The sequence below is a fragment of the Streptomyces sp. NPDC005281 genome, from assembly GCF_040607495.1.
Taxonomy (GTDB): domain Bacteria; phylum Actinomycetota; class Actinomycetes; order Streptomycetales; family Streptomycetaceae; genus Streptomyces.
Map to the genome: position 1 here is coordinate 291,040 of NZ_JBEXGX010000005.1, position 18,917 is coordinate 309,956.

General features: G+C 71.5%; 18 protein-coding genes. 8 read left to right on the top strand and 10 right to left on the bottom strand.

Annotation, left to right across the window (positions count from 1 at the left end; all coding sequences use genetic code 11):
• The 3 genes from ABZV42_RS10310 to ABZV42_RS10320 all read right to left on the bottom strand — a co-directional run bounded on the left by ABZV42_RS10310 (position 1) and on the right by ABZV42_RS10320 (position 2,731).
• Positions 1–1,203 (bottom strand): glycosyltransferase family 4 protein, encoded by a 1,203-nt coding sequence (locus ABZV42_RS10310; protein WP_356051625.1) that lies wholly within the window; start codon positions 1,201–1,203, stop codon positions 1–3.
• 11 nt (positions 1,204–1,214) lie between these two features.
• On the bottom strand, positions 1,215–1,613 hold the full coding sequence (locus tag ABZV42_RS10315; RefSeq protein ID WP_326784542.1) for a 6-carboxytetrahydropterin synthase: 399 nt from the start codon (positions 1,611–1,613) through the stop codon (positions 1,215–1,217).
• A 137-nt stretch (positions 1,614–1,750) separates the two neighbouring features.
• Entirely contained in the window at positions 1,751–2,731 is a 981-nt protein-coding gene (locus ABZV42_RS10320) for a zinc-binding alcohol dehydrogenase (protein WP_355978456.1), read from the bottom strand.
• A 108-nt stretch (positions 2,732–2,839) separates the two neighbouring features.
• On the opposite strand from ABZV42_RS10320, the gene ABZV42_RS10325 reads away from it, so the two are divergent.
• The 5 genes from ABZV42_RS10325 to ABZV42_RS10345 all read left to right on the top strand — a co-directional run bounded on the left by ABZV42_RS10325 (position 2,840) and on the right by ABZV42_RS10345 (position 7,259).
• On the top strand, positions 2,840–3,646 hold the full coding sequence (locus ABZV42_RS10325) for a CDP-alcohol phosphatidyltransferase family protein (protein ID WP_355978459.1): 807 nt from the start codon (positions 2,840–2,842) through the stop codon (positions 3,644–3,646).
• A gap of 81 nt (positions 3,647–3,727) precedes the next feature.
• The gene (locus ABZV42_RS10330) at positions 3,728–4,615 is read left to right on the top strand and encodes a DNA-3-methyladenine glycosylase 2 family protein (protein WP_355978462.1); all 888 of its coding nucleotides are present in this window, start codon (positions 3,728–3,730) and stop codon (positions 4,613–4,615) included.
• Positions 4,616–4,741: 126 nt separating this feature from the next.
• Positions 4,742–5,881, top strand: a complete 1,140-nt coding sequence (locus ABZV42_RS10335) for an ABC transporter ATP-binding protein (RefSeq protein ID WP_356051627.1) — start codon at positions 4,742–4,744, stop codon at positions 5,879–5,881.
• Positions 5,878–6,588, top strand: a complete 711-nt coding sequence (locus tag ABZV42_RS10340) for an ABC transporter permease subunit (protein WP_355978464.1) — start codon at positions 5,878–5,880, stop codon at positions 6,586–6,588. Before ABZV42_RS10335 ends, ABZV42_RS10340 begins: the two co-directional genes overlap by 4 nt.
• Positions 6,585–7,259, top strand: coding sequence for an ABC transporter permease (locus ABZV42_RS10345; protein ID WP_355978467.1), 675 nt, complete (start codon positions 6,585–6,587; stop codon positions 7,257–7,259). Before ABZV42_RS10340 ends, ABZV42_RS10345 begins: the two co-directional genes overlap by 4 nt.
• Positions 7,260–7,361: 102 nt before the next feature.
• Here the strand turns inward: ABZV42_RS10345 and ABZV42_RS10350 are convergent, their stop codons facing one another.
• Genes ABZV42_RS10350 through ABZV42_RS10365 form a run of 4 tightly spaced genes read right to left on the bottom strand, consistent with a single transcriptional unit; the run spans position 7,362 to position 11,337 of the window.
• Positions 7,362–7,889, bottom strand: coding sequence for an ATP/GTP-binding protein (locus tag ABZV42_RS10350; protein ID WP_355978886.1), 528 nt, complete (start codon positions 7,887–7,889; stop codon positions 7,362–7,364).
• A gap of 34 nt (positions 7,890–7,923) precedes the next feature.
• Entirely contained in the window at positions 7,924–8,355 is a 432-nt protein-coding gene (locus tag ABZV42_RS10355) for a DUF742 domain-containing protein (protein ID WP_355978470.1), read from the bottom strand.
• A 58-nt stretch (positions 8,356–8,413) separates the two neighbouring features.
• Positions 8,414–8,887, bottom strand: a complete 474-nt coding sequence (locus ABZV42_RS10360; RefSeq protein ID WP_355978887.1) for a roadblock/LC7 domain-containing protein — start codon at positions 8,885–8,887, stop codon at positions 8,414–8,416.
• 2 nt (positions 8,888–8,889) lie between these two features.
• Positions 8,890–11,337 (bottom strand): ATP-binding protein, encoded by a 2,448-nt coding sequence (locus ABZV42_RS10365; RefSeq protein ID WP_356051547.1) that lies wholly within the window; start codon positions 11,335–11,337, stop codon positions 8,890–8,892.
• A 453-nt stretch (positions 11,338–11,790) separates the two neighbouring features.
• Between ABZV42_RS10365 and ABZV42_RS10370 the strand changes: the two genes are divergently transcribed.
• From ABZV42_RS10370 to ABZV42_RS10380, 3 genes are all read left to right on the top strand, one after another.
• Entirely contained in the window at positions 11,791–12,750 is a 960-nt protein-coding gene (locus ABZV42_RS10370; protein ID WP_356051549.1) for an ABC transporter substrate-binding protein, read from the top strand.
• Positions 12,751–12,892: 142 nt separating this feature from the next.
• Positions 12,893–14,533, top strand: a complete 1,641-nt coding sequence (locus tag ABZV42_RS10375) for an aromatic amino acid ammonia-lyase (protein ID WP_356051551.1) — start codon at positions 12,893–12,895, stop codon at positions 14,531–14,533.
• A 66-nt stretch (positions 14,534–14,599) separates the two neighbouring features.
• A complete protein-coding gene (locus tag ABZV42_RS10380; protein ID WP_356051553.1) occupies positions 14,600–16,225 on the top strand; it encodes a serine/threonine-protein kinase in 1,626 nt (541 codons plus the stop codon).
• Between the two features lie 38 nt (positions 16,226–16,263).
• Here the strand turns inward: ABZV42_RS10380 and ABZV42_RS10385 are convergent, their stop codons facing one another.
• The 3 genes from ABZV42_RS10385 to ABZV42_RS10395 all read right to left on the bottom strand — a co-directional run bounded on the left by ABZV42_RS10385 (position 16,264) and on the right by ABZV42_RS10395 (position 18,917).
• Positions 16,264–16,665, bottom strand: coding sequence for a hypothetical protein (locus ABZV42_RS10385; protein WP_355978484.1), 402 nt, complete (start codon positions 16,663–16,665; stop codon positions 16,264–16,266).
• Between the two features lie 119 nt (positions 16,666–16,784).
• Positions 16,785–18,596: an oxalyl-CoA decarboxylase gene (gene oxc, locus ABZV42_RS10390; RefSeq protein ID WP_356051555.1), complete on the bottom strand. Its 1,812-nt coding sequence runs from the start codon at positions 18,594–18,596 to the stop codon at positions 16,785–16,787.
• Positions 18,597–18,659: 63 nt separating this feature from the next.
• Positions 18,660–18,917 (bottom strand): formate dehydrogenase subunit delta, encoded by a 258-nt coding sequence (locus ABZV42_RS10395; RefSeq protein ID WP_355978489.1) that lies wholly within the window; start codon positions 18,915–18,917, stop codon positions 18,660–18,662.

The following is an 18,917-nucleotide window of genomic DNA, read 5'->3' on the forward strand; positions in this document are numbered from 1 at the left end:
TCACGCCGCCCTCCGGGGTTCCTGGGGCAGCCGGCCGAGCACACCGGCCAGGCTGCGCGCGGTGGTCGCCCACCCGTCGAGCGAGGCGCGCCGTCCGCGGGCGGCGGCCTTCAGCCGGCGGCGCACGTCGGCCTCGCCGAACCAGCCGCGCAGCTCGGCGGCGAGCGCGGCCGGGTCCTCCGGGGGGACGAGGATGCCGGGCACTCCGCCGTCGGGGGCGCGTCCGACGGCCTCGGGCACCCCGCCGACGTCCGTGGCGAGCACGGGGATACCGCGGGCCAGGGCCTCGGTGACGGCCATGCCGTAGGTCTCGGCGTAAGAGGTGAGGACCATGAGGTCGGCGGAGGCGTAGCTGGCGTCGAGTTCGGCTCCGGCCTGGGGTCCGGCGAGGTGCAGCCGGTTGCCGAGGCCGTACTTGGCGATCAGTGCGCGCAGATGGTCGACGTAGGCCGGGTCCTGGCCGAGACCGCCGACGCAGACGCAGCTCCAGGGCAGGTCGGTGACGGTGGCGAGGGCCTCGACGAGCCGGTGCTGGCCCTTGCGCGGCGTGACCGAGGCGACGCACAGCAGCCGCGAGACACCGTCGGTTCCGGAGGCGAGCGGTGCGATGTCGGCGCCGGGCGCGGCGGCGTGGACCCGGTCGGGGGCGAGTCCGTGGTGGGCGACGAGACGGCGGACGGCCCATTCGCTGGTGGCCACGACGGCCGAAACGGCCCGCAGTGTCGTACGTTCCAGGGCGTCCAGCTCGGCGGCCACGGCGGGCTCGATGCCTCTCTCGTCGCCGAGCGGCAGGTGGACGAGGACGACGAGACGCAGCCGGCCGGCCTCGGGAGCGATGATCTCGGGGACTCCGCAGGCGACGATCCCGTCGAGGAGGACGACCGTGCCGTCGGGCAGGTCGGCCAGGGTCCGGGCGAGTTCGGTGCGGGCGGCGGCGGCCGGGCGGGGCCACTCACCGGGGAGGATGTGCCGCTGCACCTGCCAGCCGAAGCCGGGCAGGTCGAGGCAGAGCCGGCGGTCGTAGGCGTTGCCGCCGCTCGGCGTGGCCGGGTCGTCGACGCCGCCCGGCATGACGAAGTGCACGGTGCGCAGGGACATGGGGATGATCTCGGCGTTCTTGAGAGCCGCGTTCTGCACGGGCACATAGTTCAGGGCGCCGGAGCCGGACGCGGCACGGCCGGACTGCGGGGACGCCTGGTCCAGGGTCACGTCGGTCACAGGGCACGCTCGTAACTCGCCCAGGCGATGTGCGACTCGTGCAGGGTGACGGTGATGCCGGCGAGGCCGTGGGCCCCCGCGCCGAGGGCTCCGGCGTGCACGCGGTCGGCGAGCCGGTCGGCGATGACCTTCGCCAGGAACTCGGTCGAGGTGTTGGTGTCCTTGAAGTCCGGCTCGCTGTCGAGATTGCGGTAGTTCAACTCGCTCACGACGGCGCCGAGCTCCTGCGTGGCCAGTCCGATGTCGACGACGATGTTGTCGTCGTCCAGCTCGGCGCGACGGAAGGTGGCGTCCACCAGGAACGTCGCACCGTGGAGGCGCTGCGCGGGTCCGAAGACCTCGCCACGGAAGCTGTGGGCGATCATCAGGTGATCGCGGACGGTGATGCTGAACAACGGACGACCCTCCAGGTGCGGTGCGTCTGATCCTCTGCCGGGATCACGTCGTGTAGTACGGCTGTCCGGTTCACCTTGTTCAGCCGTCTGTCACGCTTTCTTCGGAGTCCGGGGAGGTCAGGCCGGTTCTCGTCGGCTCAAACTTCTTCGTAGGTGACACGGTGGCACAGCGCGGGTATCGATCCGGAGGCCAGTTTCCCCATCGCGTCGGGCAGTTCACCGAAGGAGCACTCGCCGGTGATCAGGGCGTCGAAGGCCGGATCGGCGAGAAGTTCGAGGGCGAGCGCCAGGCGGTCGGCGTACGTCCTTCCGGCCCGGCCGGAGGGGGAGACGGAACCCACCTGGCTGCCGCGCAGGGTCAGCCGGCGCGAATGGAACGCCTCTCCGAGCGGCAGGGCGACCCGGCGGTCCCCGTACCAGCTCAGCTCGACGACGGTCCCCTCGTGGGCGAGCAGGCCGAGGGAGAGGCCGAGTCCGGCCTCGGTGGCGCTGGCGTGCACGACGAGGTCGAGTTCGCCCTCGGCGTCCTTCGGGAGCGCGAAGTCGACACCGAGCGCACGGGCGACGGCAGCGCGTGCCGGGTCGGCGTCGACGAGCTGGACCCGCACCCCGGGGAAGCGGGCGAGCAGCGCCGCGACCGAGCAGCCGACCATGCCGCCGCCGACCACGGCGATCCGGTCGCCGATCAGCGGGGTGGCGTCCCACAGGGCGTTCACCGCGGTCTCGACGGTGCCGGCGAGGATGGCGCGGGAGGCGGGCACCGACTCGGGTACGACGGTCACGGCGCTCACCGGGACGACGTAGCGCGTCTGGTGCGGGTAGAGACAGAAGACCGTCCGCCCGAGAAGGTGGGCGGGGCCTTCCTCCACCCGGCCGACACTCAGATAGCCGTACTTCACGGGCGCGGGGAAGTCCCCGTCCTGGAACGGCGCGCGCATCGAGGTGTGCTGGTTCTCCGGGACTCCCCCACGGAACACGAGGGTCTCGGTGCCTCTGCTGACTCCGGAGTAGAGCGTACGGACCAGTACCTCGCCCTCCGTGGGCGCGTCGAGGGTGACGTCACGGAGTTCGCCGTGGCCGGGCGAGGCGAGCCAGAAGGCGCGAGCTGTGAGTTCCATGAGCGTCCCCCTGAACGAATCCGCAGGTCTTCACGTACGGAGCAGTGACAAGTCGCGCACACGGTACGCGGCGTTGATCGAATCTGTCATTCGGCCGGAGGATCTGCGGTGGCCCTGAACAACATGTACGGCGCAAGGCTCCCCCAGCAGGAAACCATGGTGGGGGCCGGCGTGCAGCTCCTGGTGCTGGCCCTGCTGGGCACGGCGATCGGGATGGGGCCCGCGGGCTGGCTGACCGGTCTGGTCTTCGCGTTCGCCACCTGGGCGGTGCTCACCCGCGCGCTGCGGCGTACACAGCCCCGCTCCTTCGGGCCCGCCAACCGGGTCACGCTCGGCCGCGCCATCCTGGTGGGCGGTGTCACCGCGCTGGTCGCGGACTCCTTCGAGAGCTCGCCGCCGGTGAGTCTGCTGGTCGGTCTGACGGCGGTCGCCCTGATCCTCGACGGTGTCGACGGCAAGGTCGCCCGGCGGACCGGCACGTCCTCGGCCCTCGGCGCCCGCTTCGACATGGAGGTGGACGCGTTCCTGATCCTCGTGCTGAGCGTGTACGTCGGGATGTCGCTCGGTCCGTGGGTGCTGCTGATCGGCACGATGCGGTACGCGTTCGTCGCCGCCGCCCGGGTGCTGCCCTGGCTGAACGGCGAACTGCCGCCGAGCATGGCGCGCAAGACGGTGGCGGCCCTCCAGGGCGTCATCCTGCTGGTCGCGGGCTCCGGACTCCTGCCGTACGACGTGGAGACGGCATCCGTGCTGACGGCGCTCGGGCTGCTCGTGTGGTCGTTCGGCCGCGACATCCTGTGGCTCTGGCGTCAGGGCGGGCAGGAGCTCGTGGAGCGGACCCCGGAGAACCGCGAGCGCCACGAGCGTGTGCCGTCGCGGGAACTGGTCAGCGCGGGTTCCGCCGGCCGAGCGTAATAGTTGACGGACATTGTCAGGTATCGCCTCCACAGTGGTGCTCACAGACACGGTGAACGTGTCCCGAGCGGGAGGTCCGGCATGACACGGCACACGGTCGAGTCCGAGGTCGCAGGTCCCTGGTCCCTGGAGAACAGCAGGGAGTTCTGGGAGGAGATGGCGCCCGTGCCACCCGCCGAGGCCGGAGGGGCGGGGGCGGCACTGCGGACCGTCTTCCACGCCGACGCGGACTGGCGGCAGGTCGCGGCGGAAGTGACACAGCGCGGGTCCACCGCCCGGGTCGCGGTCAGCGGAGACGGCGATCTGGACGCCGCGGCCGAGCAGGTGCGCCGCTTCCTGTCACTGGACATCGACGCCCGCGGCTGGCCCGAGGTCGGCGAACGCGACCCGGTGATCGGCCGGATCCAGGCGCGCCGGCCGGGACTTCGCCCGTGCGGTTTCCATTCTCCCTACGAGGCAGCCTGCTGGGCGGTACTGACCCAGCGCACCGGGATGCGGGCGGCCCGCGCGATGCGCGAGGACCTCGTCCGCGGATACGGCACCGGCGGCGCGTTCCCCGCGCCCGGGGCCCTGCTCCGTCTCGACACCCAACTGCCCTGGCGCAAGACCGAATATCTGCACGCCGTCGCACAGGCGGCGCTCGACGGCGTGCTCGACGGCGCCCGACTGCGTGCCCTGGAAGCACGGGACGCGATGCGGCAGGTGCAACAGGCCAAGGGGCTGGGCGCCTTCGCGAGCGAACTCGTCGTCGTCCGCGGGGCCAACCATCCCGACGTCCTGCCCACCCAGGAGCGCCGGCTCGCCGCGGAGATCGCCGAACAGTACGGTTCGGACAGCGACTTGGCTCAGATCTCGGAGGAGTGGCGCCCGTTCCGCACCTGGGCCGCACTCCATCTGCGGGTCGGGCGCGGCGAGCGCCTGGGCGCCGGGACCGCCCACGCGAGCCGACCCGGACGCGCCCGGAAATAGCGCGCGTACGCACGACATTCACGATCTGTGATGGCCGGGAACGAACATCGACTGACTAGACTACGCACCCTCGTGCACATGATCGCGCAACGCGCGGGCAAGGCCGTTCCCGAAGGGTTTCGACGCTTGATAGCCATCGAAGATGTCAGCAAGCGATACGCCGACGGCACGGTGGCCGTCGATCGCCTGTCCCTCCAGATACCGGACCACTCCATCACCGTTCTCGTCGGACCTTCGGGCTGCGGCAAGACCACCACGCTCCGCATGATCAACCGCATGATCGAGCCGAGCAGCGGCACGATCCGGGTCGACGGCGAGGACATCCGAGCCCAGCCCGTCAACACCCTCCGCCGTTCCATGGGTTACGTCATCCAGAACGCCGGGCTGTTCCAGCACCGGACCATCGTCGACAACATCGCCACGGTCCCCCGGCTGCTCGGCTGGTCCAAGCAGCGCGCCCGCGAGCGCGCGGCGGAACTGATGGAGCGGGTCGGCCTCGACCCGGCCATGGCCCGCCGCTATCCGTACCAGCTCTCCGGCGGTCAGCAGCAACGGGTCGGCGTCGCCCGCGCGTTGGCGGCGGACCCGCCCATCCTGCTCATGGACGAGCCGTTCTCCGCGGTCGACCCGGTCGTACGCCGTGGCCTTCAGGAGGAGTTGCTGCGCATCCAGAGCGAACTGGGCAAAGCCATCGTGTTCGTCACCCACGACATGGACGAGGCGATCACCATCGGCGACCGGATCGCCGTACTGCGCACCGGCGGCAGGCTCGCCCAGTTCGCGGCCCCCGACGAGATCCTCTCGGCGCCGGCCGATCCGTTCGTCGAGGAGTTCCTCGGCTCCGACCGGGGCATCCGCGGTCTGTCGTTCCTGTCCACCCGCGAGCTCGAACTCGACCGCTCCCGGGTCTTCCCCGTCGGCTCCGACTGGCGGGAGATCGCCGGAAGCGCGCCCGAGGGTGCGCCCGTGCTGGTCACCGACGCGGGCGGCAAGCCGCTCGGCTGGGCCGACCCCGGCGGCTGGGACGGAGAGACCGGGACCCTCGAACCGTACGGCCCGAGCTTCGAGGTGGGCCGTGACTCGCTGCGCGTCGCCCTGGACCGGGCCGTGCTGTCGCCGACCGGTCAGGCGGTCGGCGTCGACGGCTCCGGCGAGGTCCTCGGGGTGGCCGGGCAGGAGACGGTCGCCGCGGCGATCCGGTCGGCCCGGCGGCGACAGACGGCGGACACTCCGCGGGAGACGTCGACGGCGAAGGCCGGGCGATGAACGGGTTCTTCGACATACCGAGCGCCCTCCAAAACAGCTACGGCGGTCTCATCGCCATCCATATGCAGGAGGCGCTCGTCCCGGTGCTGGCCGGGTTGCTGCTGGCCCTGCCGATCGGACTGCTGTGCGTCCACTACGACTGGCTCTACGCGCCGGTGCTGTGGACCTCGACGGTGCTCTACGCGATCCCCTCGATCGCGTTCTTCGTCGTACTCATCGACTACACCGGGCTCAGCCAGCTGACGGTGATGATCCCGCTGTGCCTGTACAGCCTGGTCGTGCTCGTGCCGGCGGTCGTCGACGGCATCCGCTCGGTGCCCGAGGAGACGAACGCCGCCGCCGCGGCCATGGGCATCGGGGTCGTGCGCCGCTACTTCCAGGTCCAACTGCCCATCGCCGTACCGGCGATCATGGCCGGACTGCGGGTGGCCGTCGCCTCCAGCATCAGCCTGGTGAGCGTCGGCGCGCTGATCGGCAACCAAGGGGCGTTCGGAAATCTGCTGACCTACGCGCAGTTGTACGGCCTCCCGCGGCTCGCGGTGACCTCGGTCGTGACCACCGCCGTCCTCGCGGTCGCGATCGACGCCCTGCTGGTCCTGCTGCGGCGGGTCCTCACTCCCTGGGAGCCACCGTCCGGCCGCGCCGCCCGGCGCTCCCGGGCCACGACCGCGGACCCCGCCGCCCGCACCCCGGAGAGCGTCTCGTGAACGTACTGAACTTCATGCAGTCCTTCTTCAGCGACGGCTCCCACTGGCACGGCTACGACGGCATCCCGCAACGCGTGTGGGAACACATCCAGTACACGGCCGCGGCCCTCACGATCGCCACGGCCATCGGGCTGCCGATCGGCCTGGTCACCGGGCACACCGGGCGCGGCGGCAACGCGCTGGCCTTCGTGTCCGCCGGGGCGCGCGCACTGCCGACCTTCGGGCTCCTGGTCCTGATGTTCGTCTGGCTGGGCCTCGGCATCGTGCCGGTGATGATCCCGCTCGTGGTGCTGGCGATCCCGCCGGTCCTCATCACCACCTACGAGGCGATCCGCACCGTGGACCCCTCCCCCGTGGACGCCGCCCGCGGCATGGGCATGCCCGAGACGCGGATCCTCTTCCAGGTCGAGGTCCCGGCCGCGCTGCCGCTGATCCTCAGCGGGCTGCGCTCGGCGACGGTCCAGATCGTGTCCACGGCGACGATCGCGGCCTATGTGTCGCTCGGCGGGGTCGGCCGGTACATCCTGGACGGCCTCTACCAGCACAACTACGAGAAGGTGGTCGGCGGAGCCGCGCTCACGGCCCTGCTCGCGCTGCTCGTCCTCGTGCTGTTCTGGGCCGTGGGCCGCGTGGCGGTCTCCCCGGGAGTACGCAGGCGCCGGGCCGCGTAGCGATCCGGGCACCGGAGACCAGGACGGGGACGGCCCGAGAGCCGTCCCCGTCGCCGTTTCCGGCCGCCGCTCCCGGTAGGTGCCCGCTCCGGGAGGGCGGGCTCAGCCCTCGGCCCTGGCGAGGGCGTGTTCGAGGACCACGAGCAGGGCGTCCCGTACGGAGCCACGGTCGCGCGCGTCGAACACGGTCAACGGCACGTGGTCGGCGACGTCGAGGGCCCACCGTACGTCGTCCAGATCGTGTTCGACCTTGCCGTCGAAGGCGTTGACGGCCACCGCGAAGGGGATCTGGCGGTGCTCGAAGTAGTCGACGGCCGCGTAGCAGTCGTCGAGCCGCCGGGTGTCGACGATGACGAGCCCGCCGAGCGCGCCCTCCACGAGGTCGTCCCACATGAATCCGAACCGCTCCTGGCCGGGGGTACCGAACAGGTAGAGCTTCAGGGTCGGGTCGAGGGTGACACAGCCGAAGTCCATGGCGACGGTGGTCGTCACCTTCTCCGGGGTGTGGGTGAGGTCGTCGACCCCGGCCGCGACCGAGGTGATGGACGCCTCGGTGGTCAGCGGCTCGATCTCGGAAATGGCCCCCACCGTCGTGGTCTTGCCCACGCCGAAGCCGCCCGCGATCACCATCTTCACCGGCAGGGGCGGCCGGGGACGCCCGTCTTCATCCCTCACGGATCGCGCCCCGGGAGTCGGGGACAGCTCGGAGACCATCGATCACCCTTCGCAGAACAGTGACATCGCGGTTGGAGCGGGCCTGCGGCGCGTACAGGGCCAGTTGACCGTCGGCGCGCAGATCGTCGGCGAGAACCCGGACCACATTCAAATGCATCCGGAGTCTCGCCGCGATCTCCGCGAGCGACTGCGGCTCACGGCAGACCGAGATGATGTCGCGGTGCTGGTCGAACACGAAGCGGTCCAGCGTCGCCAGTCCCGCAACGGTGGCCACCACCTGTGTCTCGATCGGGATCGGCGGTACGAGACTGTCCCCGCCGGCGATCCGCCCCGCGGTCAGCAGGAACGGCCGGACGACCGAGGCGGGGCGCTCCACTCCCCAGCCGGCGTCACCGCCGGCCAATGGTTCGCCGGACGTCATCACGTCCTCCCCCTTCAACTCACCGCGCTCCACCGGTCATGTGGCGCGCCGTCGGACATCAGCCGGCCGGTGCGATGCCCACGGTTCTCTTCAGCTCCATCACCAGTTGCGGACTGAGCACCGCACCGGCCCGGTTGGCGAAGAGAGTCATCTCGTAGGCGATGTTGCCGAGCTTCGCCTCCTTCGAGGCGACCACACCGAGCACCGCTCCGGCGCCGAGGGCGGACACCAGCACGTGCCCTTCCTCCAGGTCGATGATGACCTTGTTGAGGCCGCCGAGGCCATAGTTGCCGGAGGCCCCCATGGCGAGGCTGGTGATCCCGGAGACGATCGCGGCGAGCCGCTCGGAGTCGGCCTGGCCGCGCAGTTGCGAGACCGCGATGAGCAGTCCGTCGGAGGAGACACCGATCACGTCGACGACCCCTGCCGTCTCGGTGGCGAACCGGTTGAGCAGCCAGTTGAAGTCGGCAGCGGCGGTCTTCACGTCCGCCGCTGGTTCCGCTGTCCGGGACTCGGGCCCGCCTGTCCACATGGTCACGTGCTCATGCCTTCCGGGGAAGAGGGTCTTCTGTTCTGGGTGTCGGTGCCGACCGGTCCGCGGCTTCTGCCGCCCGGCCGGGCCACCGCGGTCGGTTGGTCCTCGGCCGCGCTCTCGCGCTCGGCCCGCAGGACGGCGGCCTCGAACTCGTCGATCTCCGAGCGCGCCGCCTCGGCGTCCGTGGGCTGCCAGGAGGGCGGCCTGCGGTGGGTGGGTGGTTCCGTGGGACGGGGCAGCCGGCTCGACGCGGTGGCGGACGACAGGGTCGCCCCGCGCACCCGGCGGCGCAGCGGACCCGCCTCGCCCGACCGTGCCGGACCGGTGGGTGCGGGCTCGGCTCCGCTGCCGGGCCGGGCGCCCCCGTGCGTCGTCGCGCGTTCGGGTCCGGTGTCCGCGGCTTCCGAGCGGCGGGCGTGACCGGGGGACTCGGCGGCCCGGGACCACGAGGGCACCCTGCGGGGCAGGCCGGCGGGTCCGGGCGGCGCCTCGACCCGCGCCTTGCGCGGCTCACTCGGAGGAGCGGTGCGGCGGGCGGGCGGCGCGATGCGCGGGGCCCGCTCGACGGCGGGGCCCGGGTCACCGGGCACGAGGTGGTCCGCGGGCACGGCGACGGTGGCGGTGACACCCCCGCCCGGGGTACGGGAGACGGCGACCTCGATGCCCCAGCGCCGGGACAGACCGCCGACCACGAACAGGCCGAGGACCTCCGTGGGCGCCAGATCCAGACGCTCACGCCGGATCAGCCGGGCGTTCTCCTGCTCCAGCCGCTCGGGGCTCATGCCGAGCCCGTGGTCGATGATCTCGACGAGGGCGCCGCCGCCCTGGTGGCGGGGCCTCAGGACGACTTCGACGCCGCTGGTCGCCGGGGAGAACATCACGGCGTTCTCCAGGAGTTCGGCGAGCATCAGGGTCAGGTCGCCGACGATGTCGGGGACGACGGTGACATCGCCCTCGGCGTGCGGGGTGACGCGCTGGTAGCCCTCGATCTGGCCGAGCGCGGCACGGACGATGTTGCTGAGCCGCATCGGCTCGGTGTTGAGACCGCTCTCGCTGATCCCTGCGAGCAGCATGAGGCTGTCGGCGTTGCGCTGGAGACGGACGGCGATGTGGTCGATGCGGTAGAGCCGGTCGAGCACCTCGGGGTCGGTCTCACCGCGCTCCACCGAGTCGATCAGGGCGAGTTGACGAGCCGTCAGGTTGCTGACGCGGCGGCCGACGTTGCCGAACATCTCGGCGATGTTGCGCCGACTGACGACCTGGCGTTCCAGCAGGGCGCTCGCGGTCACCTGAACCTGGTTGAAGGCTTCGGCCAGTTCACCGATCTCGTCGCGCACCGGCACGGGAACGGCTTCCAGCCGCGGCGGGCTCGCGTCGTCCGCGTCGTCGTCCGCGACGCGGGCGAGCTCGTTCCCGGCGGCGCGGGCCACGTGCTGGGCCGCGGCCGTGAGGGTGCGTACGGTCCGGACGACGGAGCGCCGGGTCAGCACGGAGAACAGCAGCCAGGCGGCGAAGGCGGCCAGGATGCCGGCGATCAGCCAGACCACCCGCCACCAGGCGTCGTTCGACGCGGACTGGGCGTTCCCGGCGATCCCGCCGATCAGCGACTGGACGATCTTCAGCCGGTTCTCGGCCTGCCGTTCGTAGGTGGGACCGGCGCGCAGTGCCTCGTCGAGCGCGGCCCGCAGCTGGGTCGCGTTCTCGGCGACCAGCGCTCCGGTGTCGACCTGGAGCGCGGCCCAGTGCTGGGTGATGACGCTCTGGTACGGGCTGTGCTCGATCCCGGCGAGGTCGGTGCCCTGTTCCGTGCCGGCGAACCGGGTGAACCGCTCGGCCTGGTAGGTGTACTGGTCGTAGTCGCCCACCGCGCCGGTGAACTCGATGAGCGCGTTGGCGTCGCGGGTACGGGCGGCGAAGACGCTGGTCTCGAAGGAGGCGTGGGCGGTGTCGGCGCGCAGCAGCGCGTCGAGCAGATTGCCCGCGGACGCGGAGGACTCGTTGCCCGAGCGCCCAAGACCGAGGCCGTCGATCATCCCCTCGATCACCGATCCGTACGCCGGGTCGATGTTGTCGGCGGGTATCGGCCCCTGCTCGATGGTCTTGCGGAGGCTGTCCAGGCCCTCGAGTTCCTTCAGCGCCTGGGCCTCGCCGTCGGGCAGCCGGTCGCCGTAGGCGGCCCGCACCGCTTCGATGCGGATGCCGACCTTCTCCTGCGCGGCCCGGTAGGCGGCGGTGTCCGGCGCTCTCTCCCCCGAGCCGGCGGCCTCGTAGCGCAGCGAGACCAGGAGCGCCTGCCGGTGCTCGGTCTGTACGGCGTCGATGAGTTTCGTCACCTGCGCGCTGTCGCGTACGAGTTGGGCGGTGTCGGCTGCGGACCGGGCCCGGCCTATTTCACCGGAGACGACATAGGCGAGCATCACGGAGATGACGGCGAGCGGCACGATCACCAGAACATTGAGTTTCCGGCGGAAAGGCCAGCGGTCCAGCGGGGATGGTGTCCGGCCGGTCCCGAGAGCAGTGGACGGCTGCCCCGAGGCGGCTTTTCTGTGCGCGGGCACCCAACCTCCTTGACTTCATTCCCCGTTGGAAGCCCGATAGCGGGCCTGCATGGATCAATGGTCGCGAGCAGCACGATCGGGCCCGACAAGTGGAAGGGGGCCCTCGACGCGGCCAACACTAGCGGCTGCCGTCAGACTACGGCCATGATCAACCGAAAAGTGGCACGCGGGGACGCCTGGTTCGCTCCCGTTTCGGTCACGTTGCGCCTACAGGCTGAAGCTGTACGGTCCGCTTCGGTGATCTATTCGTGTCTTGACGGTAGTTGACGAGGCTCGGTTGGATCGTCAGGTCCGTCACCCGTGCCCACCAGCCACCGCCGCCCCACCGATCGCCAAGTCTGGATGACCAACGTGACCATCGCCAGAAGCACTCGAACCTCCGCAACCTCCGCTGTCTCCCTGCTGGTTGTGGCCGCTGCCGCGCTGACGGGCTGCGGCTCCTCCAACGACTCCGCGGGCAGTGACCCGTTGAAGGGCGACTCCGCCAAGGCCGGCACGGTCGTTGTCGGTTCCAACAACTTCCCCGAGAGCATCCTGCTCGCCGACATCTACGGCGAGGCCCTCAAGGCCAAGGGCATCAAGGTCAGTTACAAACTGAACATCGGCAGCCGCGAGACCACCTACGGCCTGATCAAGAACGGTACGATCACGGTCCTTCCGGAGTACAACGGCGCACTGCTCGCCTACCTGGACGCCAAGGCCGCTCCGACGTCCGTCGACGAGACCAGCCAGGCCATCTCCGCCAAGCTGGACCCGAAGCTCTCCCTGCTGATCCCGTCCAAGGCCCAGGACAAGGACGCGATCGCCCTGAACGAGGCGACCGCGAAGAAGTACAACCTCACGGCCAAGTCGACCGTCACCGACCTCAGCGCCGTGGCGAAGGACCTGGTCATCGGGGGGTCTCCCGAGTTCCAGACCCGGCAGCAGGGCCTGAAGGGCCTGAAGTCCGTATACGGTCTCGATTTCAAGAGTTTCAAGGCGCTGGACGCGGGCGGCCCCCTCACCGTGGCGGCACTGAAGGGGAACAACATCCAGGCCGCGGATATCTTCACGACGGACCCCGGAATCAGCAAGAACAAGTTTGTCGTACTCCAGGATCCCAAGAATCTCTTCGGATTCGAGAACGTAACTCCGCTGACATACAAGAGCGCTCTGCCGGCGGCCGGAGTTTCGGTCCTCAATGACGTCTCGGCGAAGCTCGACACCGAAACCCTGGTGAAGCTCAACAGCGATGTGCAGGACGGCAACAAGGACCCGCTGGACGTGGCCAAGAACTGGCTGGCCTCCGCGGGACTGAGCTGACGCCGGTGCCGGCAACCGGCTGACGGGTGCCCACGGGCCGGGAGGACACCCTCCCGGCCCGGCCCCTTGACGGCGACGACGGCGACGGCGACTACGGCCTACGAGGCGACGCCGGCCTACGGCTGAGGAGTGAACGTCACTCATGCTCGACAGCGCGGCCGACGCGGCCATCGGCGACGCGGCCACCGGAAGTCCGACCACGGAACGTCCGGCCACCGGAAGCCGGGCCGCCGGGAGTACGTCGTCCGGTGCCGCCCTCGACGGCCGGGGCCTCGATGCCGCCATGGTGGCCCGCATCGCCGATGGAGCGGCGCCGCCTTCCCTGTGCCCGGCGGCACTCGAGGCGATGGAGCACACCCGGCGGGCGGCGCACCGGCTGGCGGCCGAGGGTGCCCGGGTCTACGGACGCAGCACCGGCGTCGGCGCGCACCGGGGGCTCACCGTCGAGGACCACGACGGAGCGGGCCACGATCTGCGGCTGTTGCTGAGCCACGCGGGCGGCGCGGGAGAAGCCCTGCCCGCACGCCAGGTCCGCGCGATGATGCTGGCGCGCGCGAACCAGCTCCTCGCCGGGGGATCGGGCCTTGGCCCCGGGATCGCCTCGGCCCTCGCGCAGGCGCTGCGGGCGGGTGTGCATCCCCGGGTCCCCGAGTACGGGTCCGTGGGCACCGGTGATCTGACGGCACTGGCCCAGCTGGGGCTCGCGCTCTTCGGCCACGGCACCTGGACACCGGACCGGGCGGATTCCGAGCGTCCGTTCCCCGAGCGCCTCGCGGTCCGGCGCGGGGACGCGCTGGCCCTGTTGAGCAGCAACGCCCTCACCCTCGGACAGTCCGCGCTGGCCTGGCACGACCTCGGGATCCCGCTGCGCGCCGCACACCTCGTGGCCGCGCTCTCCCTGCACGCCGTGAACGGCTCCCTCGAACCGTACGCACCCGAGGTCCACGAAGCCCATCCGCACCCGGCGATCGCGCGGGTGGCCGCGCGCGTCCGGTGGCTGCTCGGCGCGGACGCCGGGAGCGCAGCGGCCGTACCGGGGCCGCCGGACGGAGCACCGGCGCGAGTGCAGGACCCCTTCGGCTTCCGCTGCTTCCCGCAGGCCCACGGCCCCGCGACGGAGGCCTGGGACGACCTGGAGCGGGTGCTGTCCATCGATCTCAACTCCGCCACCGAGAACCCCCTCATCGGGTGGGACGACGCCACGGGCACTCCCGTCGCCCTGCATCACGGCGGGTTCTTCGCCGCGCCGCTCACCCTCGCGCTCGACCGTCTGGGCCTCGCCGTACTCGGCACGGCCAGGCTGTCCGCGGCCCGGCTGTCCGCCCTCGGCCGTCCCGAACTGACCGGGCTGCGGTCCTACTTGGCCGACGTCTCCTCGGCAGGGTCCGGGATGATGATCCTGGAGTACAGCTCCGCGTCCGCCCTCGCCGAGATACACGCATGCGCCACCCCCGCCGCGCTCGGGCACGCGGTGCTGTCCCAGGGCATGGAGGAGGCGGCGACCTTCGCGACCCAGGCCGCCCGCAAGTCACTGCGGACGGCGCACCCGTACCGGCTCGTCCTGGCCTGCGAACTGGTCGCCGCCGTAAGGGCGTTGCGGCTGCGGGGCACTCCGCCCCCGCCCGGCACCCCGGCCGGCCGCGCCTACCTCCGCGCGGCGGCGGCGCTGAACCCTGACATGCGGGACCGCCCCCTCACGGAGGATGTGAGTGTGGCCGACGCCCTGCTCGACGAGTTCGCCGAACTCACCGGCGACGACGGCGAGCGGGCACGGCTGGGCTAGAGTCGGCGCGGTCCCCGGCCGGACGGTCTGCCGTGGGTGGGCTGCGCGTTGGGGGAAGACGGCACCATGCGGTACGAACACGTGGAACTCTCCGGGTACGAGATCCAGGAGGTCCTGGGCCGAGGCGGCTTCGCCACGGTCTACCGGGCACACCAGACGGCGGTGGGCCGGGAAGTCGCCCTGAAGGTCGACAGCAGGGCCCTGGCCTCGGACCGCGACCGGCAGCGCTTCCTGCGCGAGGTCACGGCCGCCGGCCGGTTGTCCGGACATCCGCACGTGGTCCCGGTCTACGACGCGGGCGTCCTCGACGACGACCGCCCGTACATGGTCATGGAGTTGTGTCCCGGCGGCTCGCTCGGTGACCGTCTGCACCGCCGCGGCCCGCTCGGCGTCAAGGAGGCCCGCGACATCGGGCTCGGCATCGCCGACGCGCTGGCCGCGGCGCACGCCGCCGGGGTGCTGCACCGCGACATCAAGCCGGGCAACATCATGGTCAATCGGTACGGCTCCGCCGCCCTCACCGACTTCGGCCTGGCGGCCATGCCGAGGCCCGGCCGGGAGCTGTCGGTGACGCGCGAGGCGCTGACTCCGGCGTACGCGCCGCCCGAGGCCTTTCACCTGGCCGAGCCCACGGCGACGGGCGACGTCTACTCGCTCGCCGCGACGCTCTACGCGCTCCTGCGTGGCCGCCCGCCGCACCAGCCCGAAGACGGCACCCAGCTCAGTCTCGCGGAGCTCATCGTCCGGCACACCTGGCCCTACGCCGACCTGCCGGACGTGCCGAGCGCCCTCAACGAGGTGCTCAGACAGGCCCTGGCGACGGATCCGGCCTCCCGGATGCCGGACGGCTCGGCGCTGCGGGACGCGCTGGCCTCCGTCGACGTCGACAGCGCCGTACGGGGTTCCTTCGGTCCGGCGCCGCGTACGGCAGCCACCGTTCCCGCCCACCGGGACTCGGCCCCCACGTCCTACACCCTCCCCCCACCGCCCTCGGACCCGCACCCTTCGAGCCCGGTGCCCGTGGACGGCCCGCCCGCCGGGGGCGGAGGGGCGGGCACGGTGGCGGAGCCGGCGGCCCGCAGGTCCTCACGGTGGCGTCCGGGCCTGATCGGCGTGCTGGCGGCCGTGGTCTCGGTGAGCGTGTCCGTCACCTGGGTGGTCCACGAGTACGGGTCGGCGGACGGCCCCGGCTCCTCGTCGGCCGGATCCCCGTCCCCGAGCGCCACGGGCAAGGCCTCAGCGGCCGCGGACGCGGCCTTCGGCGGCGTGCGGACCACCCGGAGCGGCTGCGCCGCCGCTGCTGTCGAGGGGGTGGGCGGCCGCTGTGTCACGACCCCCGAGTGCTGGAGCGGCATCACCGACATCTCGGGGACGATCACCGTCAGCCGCGCCGACTGCCATGTCGCGCACGTGTGGGAGACCTTCGCCGTCGCGCCACTGCCCAAGGACGGGATGACGTACAACGCGAGGGACCTCGTCAAGCACCCCGACGTCAGGGCGCTGTGTTCCCAGCAGGTCATGCGCAACTCCCGTATCGCCTCAGGCAGTTCGGACGGCCTTCGCTGGAACGTGGACGTCCTGCCGCCGACCGCCCCCCAATGGGCCGAGGGGCTGAGGGTGTTCCGCTGCGTCGCCGCGGCGCTCACGGACGACGGCGAGATCACCGGCAGCCACTTCGGCACGAGCGGCTGACCCGGCGCGGACCGGAACGAGCCCGGTCGCACCGGGCCTCAGGCCACCGGGCCGGCACTTCCCCCGCGGCACAGCCACTGCCATCGCCGTCGCTCCGTCACGCACGTGGCGGCGGCCAGCAGGGTGACCGGGACCGCCGCCCAGGCGGGCCAGGCGAGCCACGAGAACACCACCGCCGCGACGAGTTGGAGCGCCACCAGCAGCACTGTCACCCAACCCGGCACCGGGACAACGACGTTGGACTTGTCCCCCGGGGTGGCGAAGACGGTCGGGAGACCGATGAGCAGCACCACGGAAGCCACGGCGAGCAGCCATGAACGGTCGGACAGGGCCCAGGGGGTGGCCACCCAGGCCACGATCTCCGTCGCGAAGCGAAGGGCGGACGGTATGCGATCGTCGGGTCGCCCCGACGCGGTCGCTCCGAGAGCGGTATCGGTCACCGCGAAACGATCCCACGCCGGACTCCCGTTCACCAGCGGCGCGCGAATCCGTTCCGCACCGCCGACCGCCCCCGACCTCCCCCGCGCACAAGGAATCCCTCAGGACTGGATGTCGCAGCTCACTTCGCGGCCGACGCGATGGTCCCGCCCGTGATGCCCTTCGGATTCAGGTGGGCGATGTGGCCGCTCTCGGTCCCGGCGGAGGGGTCGATCACGCAGTCGATGAGCGCCGGGCCGCCCAGGGCCAGCGCCTCGGTGAGGGCGGCGGTGACCTCGGCGGGCGTGGTGGCGCGATAGCCCTTCCCACCGAACGCCTCGATCATCCGGTCGTGGCGGGCCCCGGGCATCAGGGTGGTCGGAGAGGGCGCGTCGTCGAAGGGATTGACGTCGTCGCCGCGGTAGACACCGCCGTTGTTCATGACGACCGTGACGACGGGCAGCTTGTACCGGCAGATCGTCTCCAGTTCCATGCCGCTGAACCCGAACGCGCTGTCGCCCTCGACGGCCACGACCGGGGCGCCGCTCTCGACGGCGGCGGCGATCGCGTAGCCCATGCCGATGCCCATGACACCCCAGGTGCCGCTGTCGAGGCGGTGCCGCGGTACGTGCATGTCGATGACGTTGCGCGCGATGTCCAGCGCGTTCGCCCCCTCGTTGACGATGTACGTCTCCGGACGCTCGTGCACGACGTCGCGTACGGCCTTCAGGGCGCCCATGAACTGCATGGGGTGCGGGTCCTCCTTCAGCCGCTCCGCCATCTTCGCCACGTTCCGCGCCGACCGCGCCCCCAGTTCCGCGCGCCAGGCGGCGGGGGCGGCGATACGGCCGGGCGTGGCGCGCTCGGCGATCGCGTCCAGCACCGACTCGATGTCCCCGACGAGCGGGGCCGCGATGGGCTGATTGCTGTCCATCTCCCTCGCCTCGATGTCGACATGGATGAACCGGGCGTCCGGATTCCACTGCGGCGCCTCGCCGTGGTTCAGGAGCCAGTTGAGGCGGGCGCCGACGAGCATGACGACATCGGCCTTCTTCAGGGCCAGCGAACGCGCGGTGGCCGCCGACTGCGGATGGTCGTCGGGCAGCAGACCCTTGGCCATCGACATCGGTACGAACGGGATGCCGGTGGACTCCACGAACTCGCGGACGCGTTCGTCGGCCTGCGCGTACGCGGCGCCCTTGCCGAGCACCAGCAGAGGTCGCTCGGCGCCCGCGAGCAGTTCGACGGCCCGGTCCACCGCCTCGGGCCCAGGAATCTGACGTGGCGCGGGGTCGACGAGTCGACTCAGCGTCCTCGCGCCCGCCTCCGCGTCCATGACGGAGCCGAGCACCGCGGCGGGGATGTCCAGATACACCCCGCCGGGACGGCCGGAGACCGCGGTGCGCAGCGCGCGGGCGATGCCCCGGCCGATGTCCTCCACCCGGCCCACCCGGTAGGCGGCCTTGCAGAACGGCTGCGCGGCGGCGAGCTGGTCCATCTCCTCGTAGTCGCCCTGCCTGAGGTCGACCAGGTGCCGCTCGCTGGAGCCGGAGATCTGCACCATGGGGAAGCAGTTGGTGGTGGCGTTGGCCAGCGCGACCAGACCGTTGAGGAATCCCGGGGCGGACACGGTCAGGCAGATGCCGGGCTTCCTGGTGAGGAAGCCGGCGGCCGCAGCGGCGTGGCCCGCGTTGCTCTCGTGCCGGAAGCCGACGTAGCGGATGCCCCGCGCCTGCGCGAGACGGGCCAGATCGGTGATCGGGATGCCGACGACCCCGTAGACGGTGTCGACGTCGTTCATCCTCAGCGCGTCGACGACCAGGTGATACCCGTCGGTGAGCTCGGTCGGCGCGTCGACGGTCGGCCCTTCGGCGATCGGCCTGTCGTCGCTCGGCGTGTCGTCGCTCGGCGTGTCGGCGGTCGGCGCGGGCTCCGGTGTCGAGGTGATGGTCATGGTCCGGGATCCTCCTTGGGCAGGTCCTGTCGTCACGGTCGTTCCTCTCACCATCCGCGGCCCTCACTCCCGCGCCGGCTCCCCGTCTCGTGCCGTGCGCGGTCGCGCCGGGCGCAGGAGCCGCACCGCCGCGATCACCAGCGGATGCAGCCCCTCGGCTCCGGCGTCGGCGTACGCGAGGAGCCGGGAGCGCATGCGCGGGTCCCAGAAGCGGCCGATGTGAACCGCGATCGCCTCGGCGGCCGAATCCCCCGGCAGATGGCCGAGGTTCACGGCGATGTCGTTCGCCATCCGGTGTTCCGGTGGCACGGTCGCCGTCAT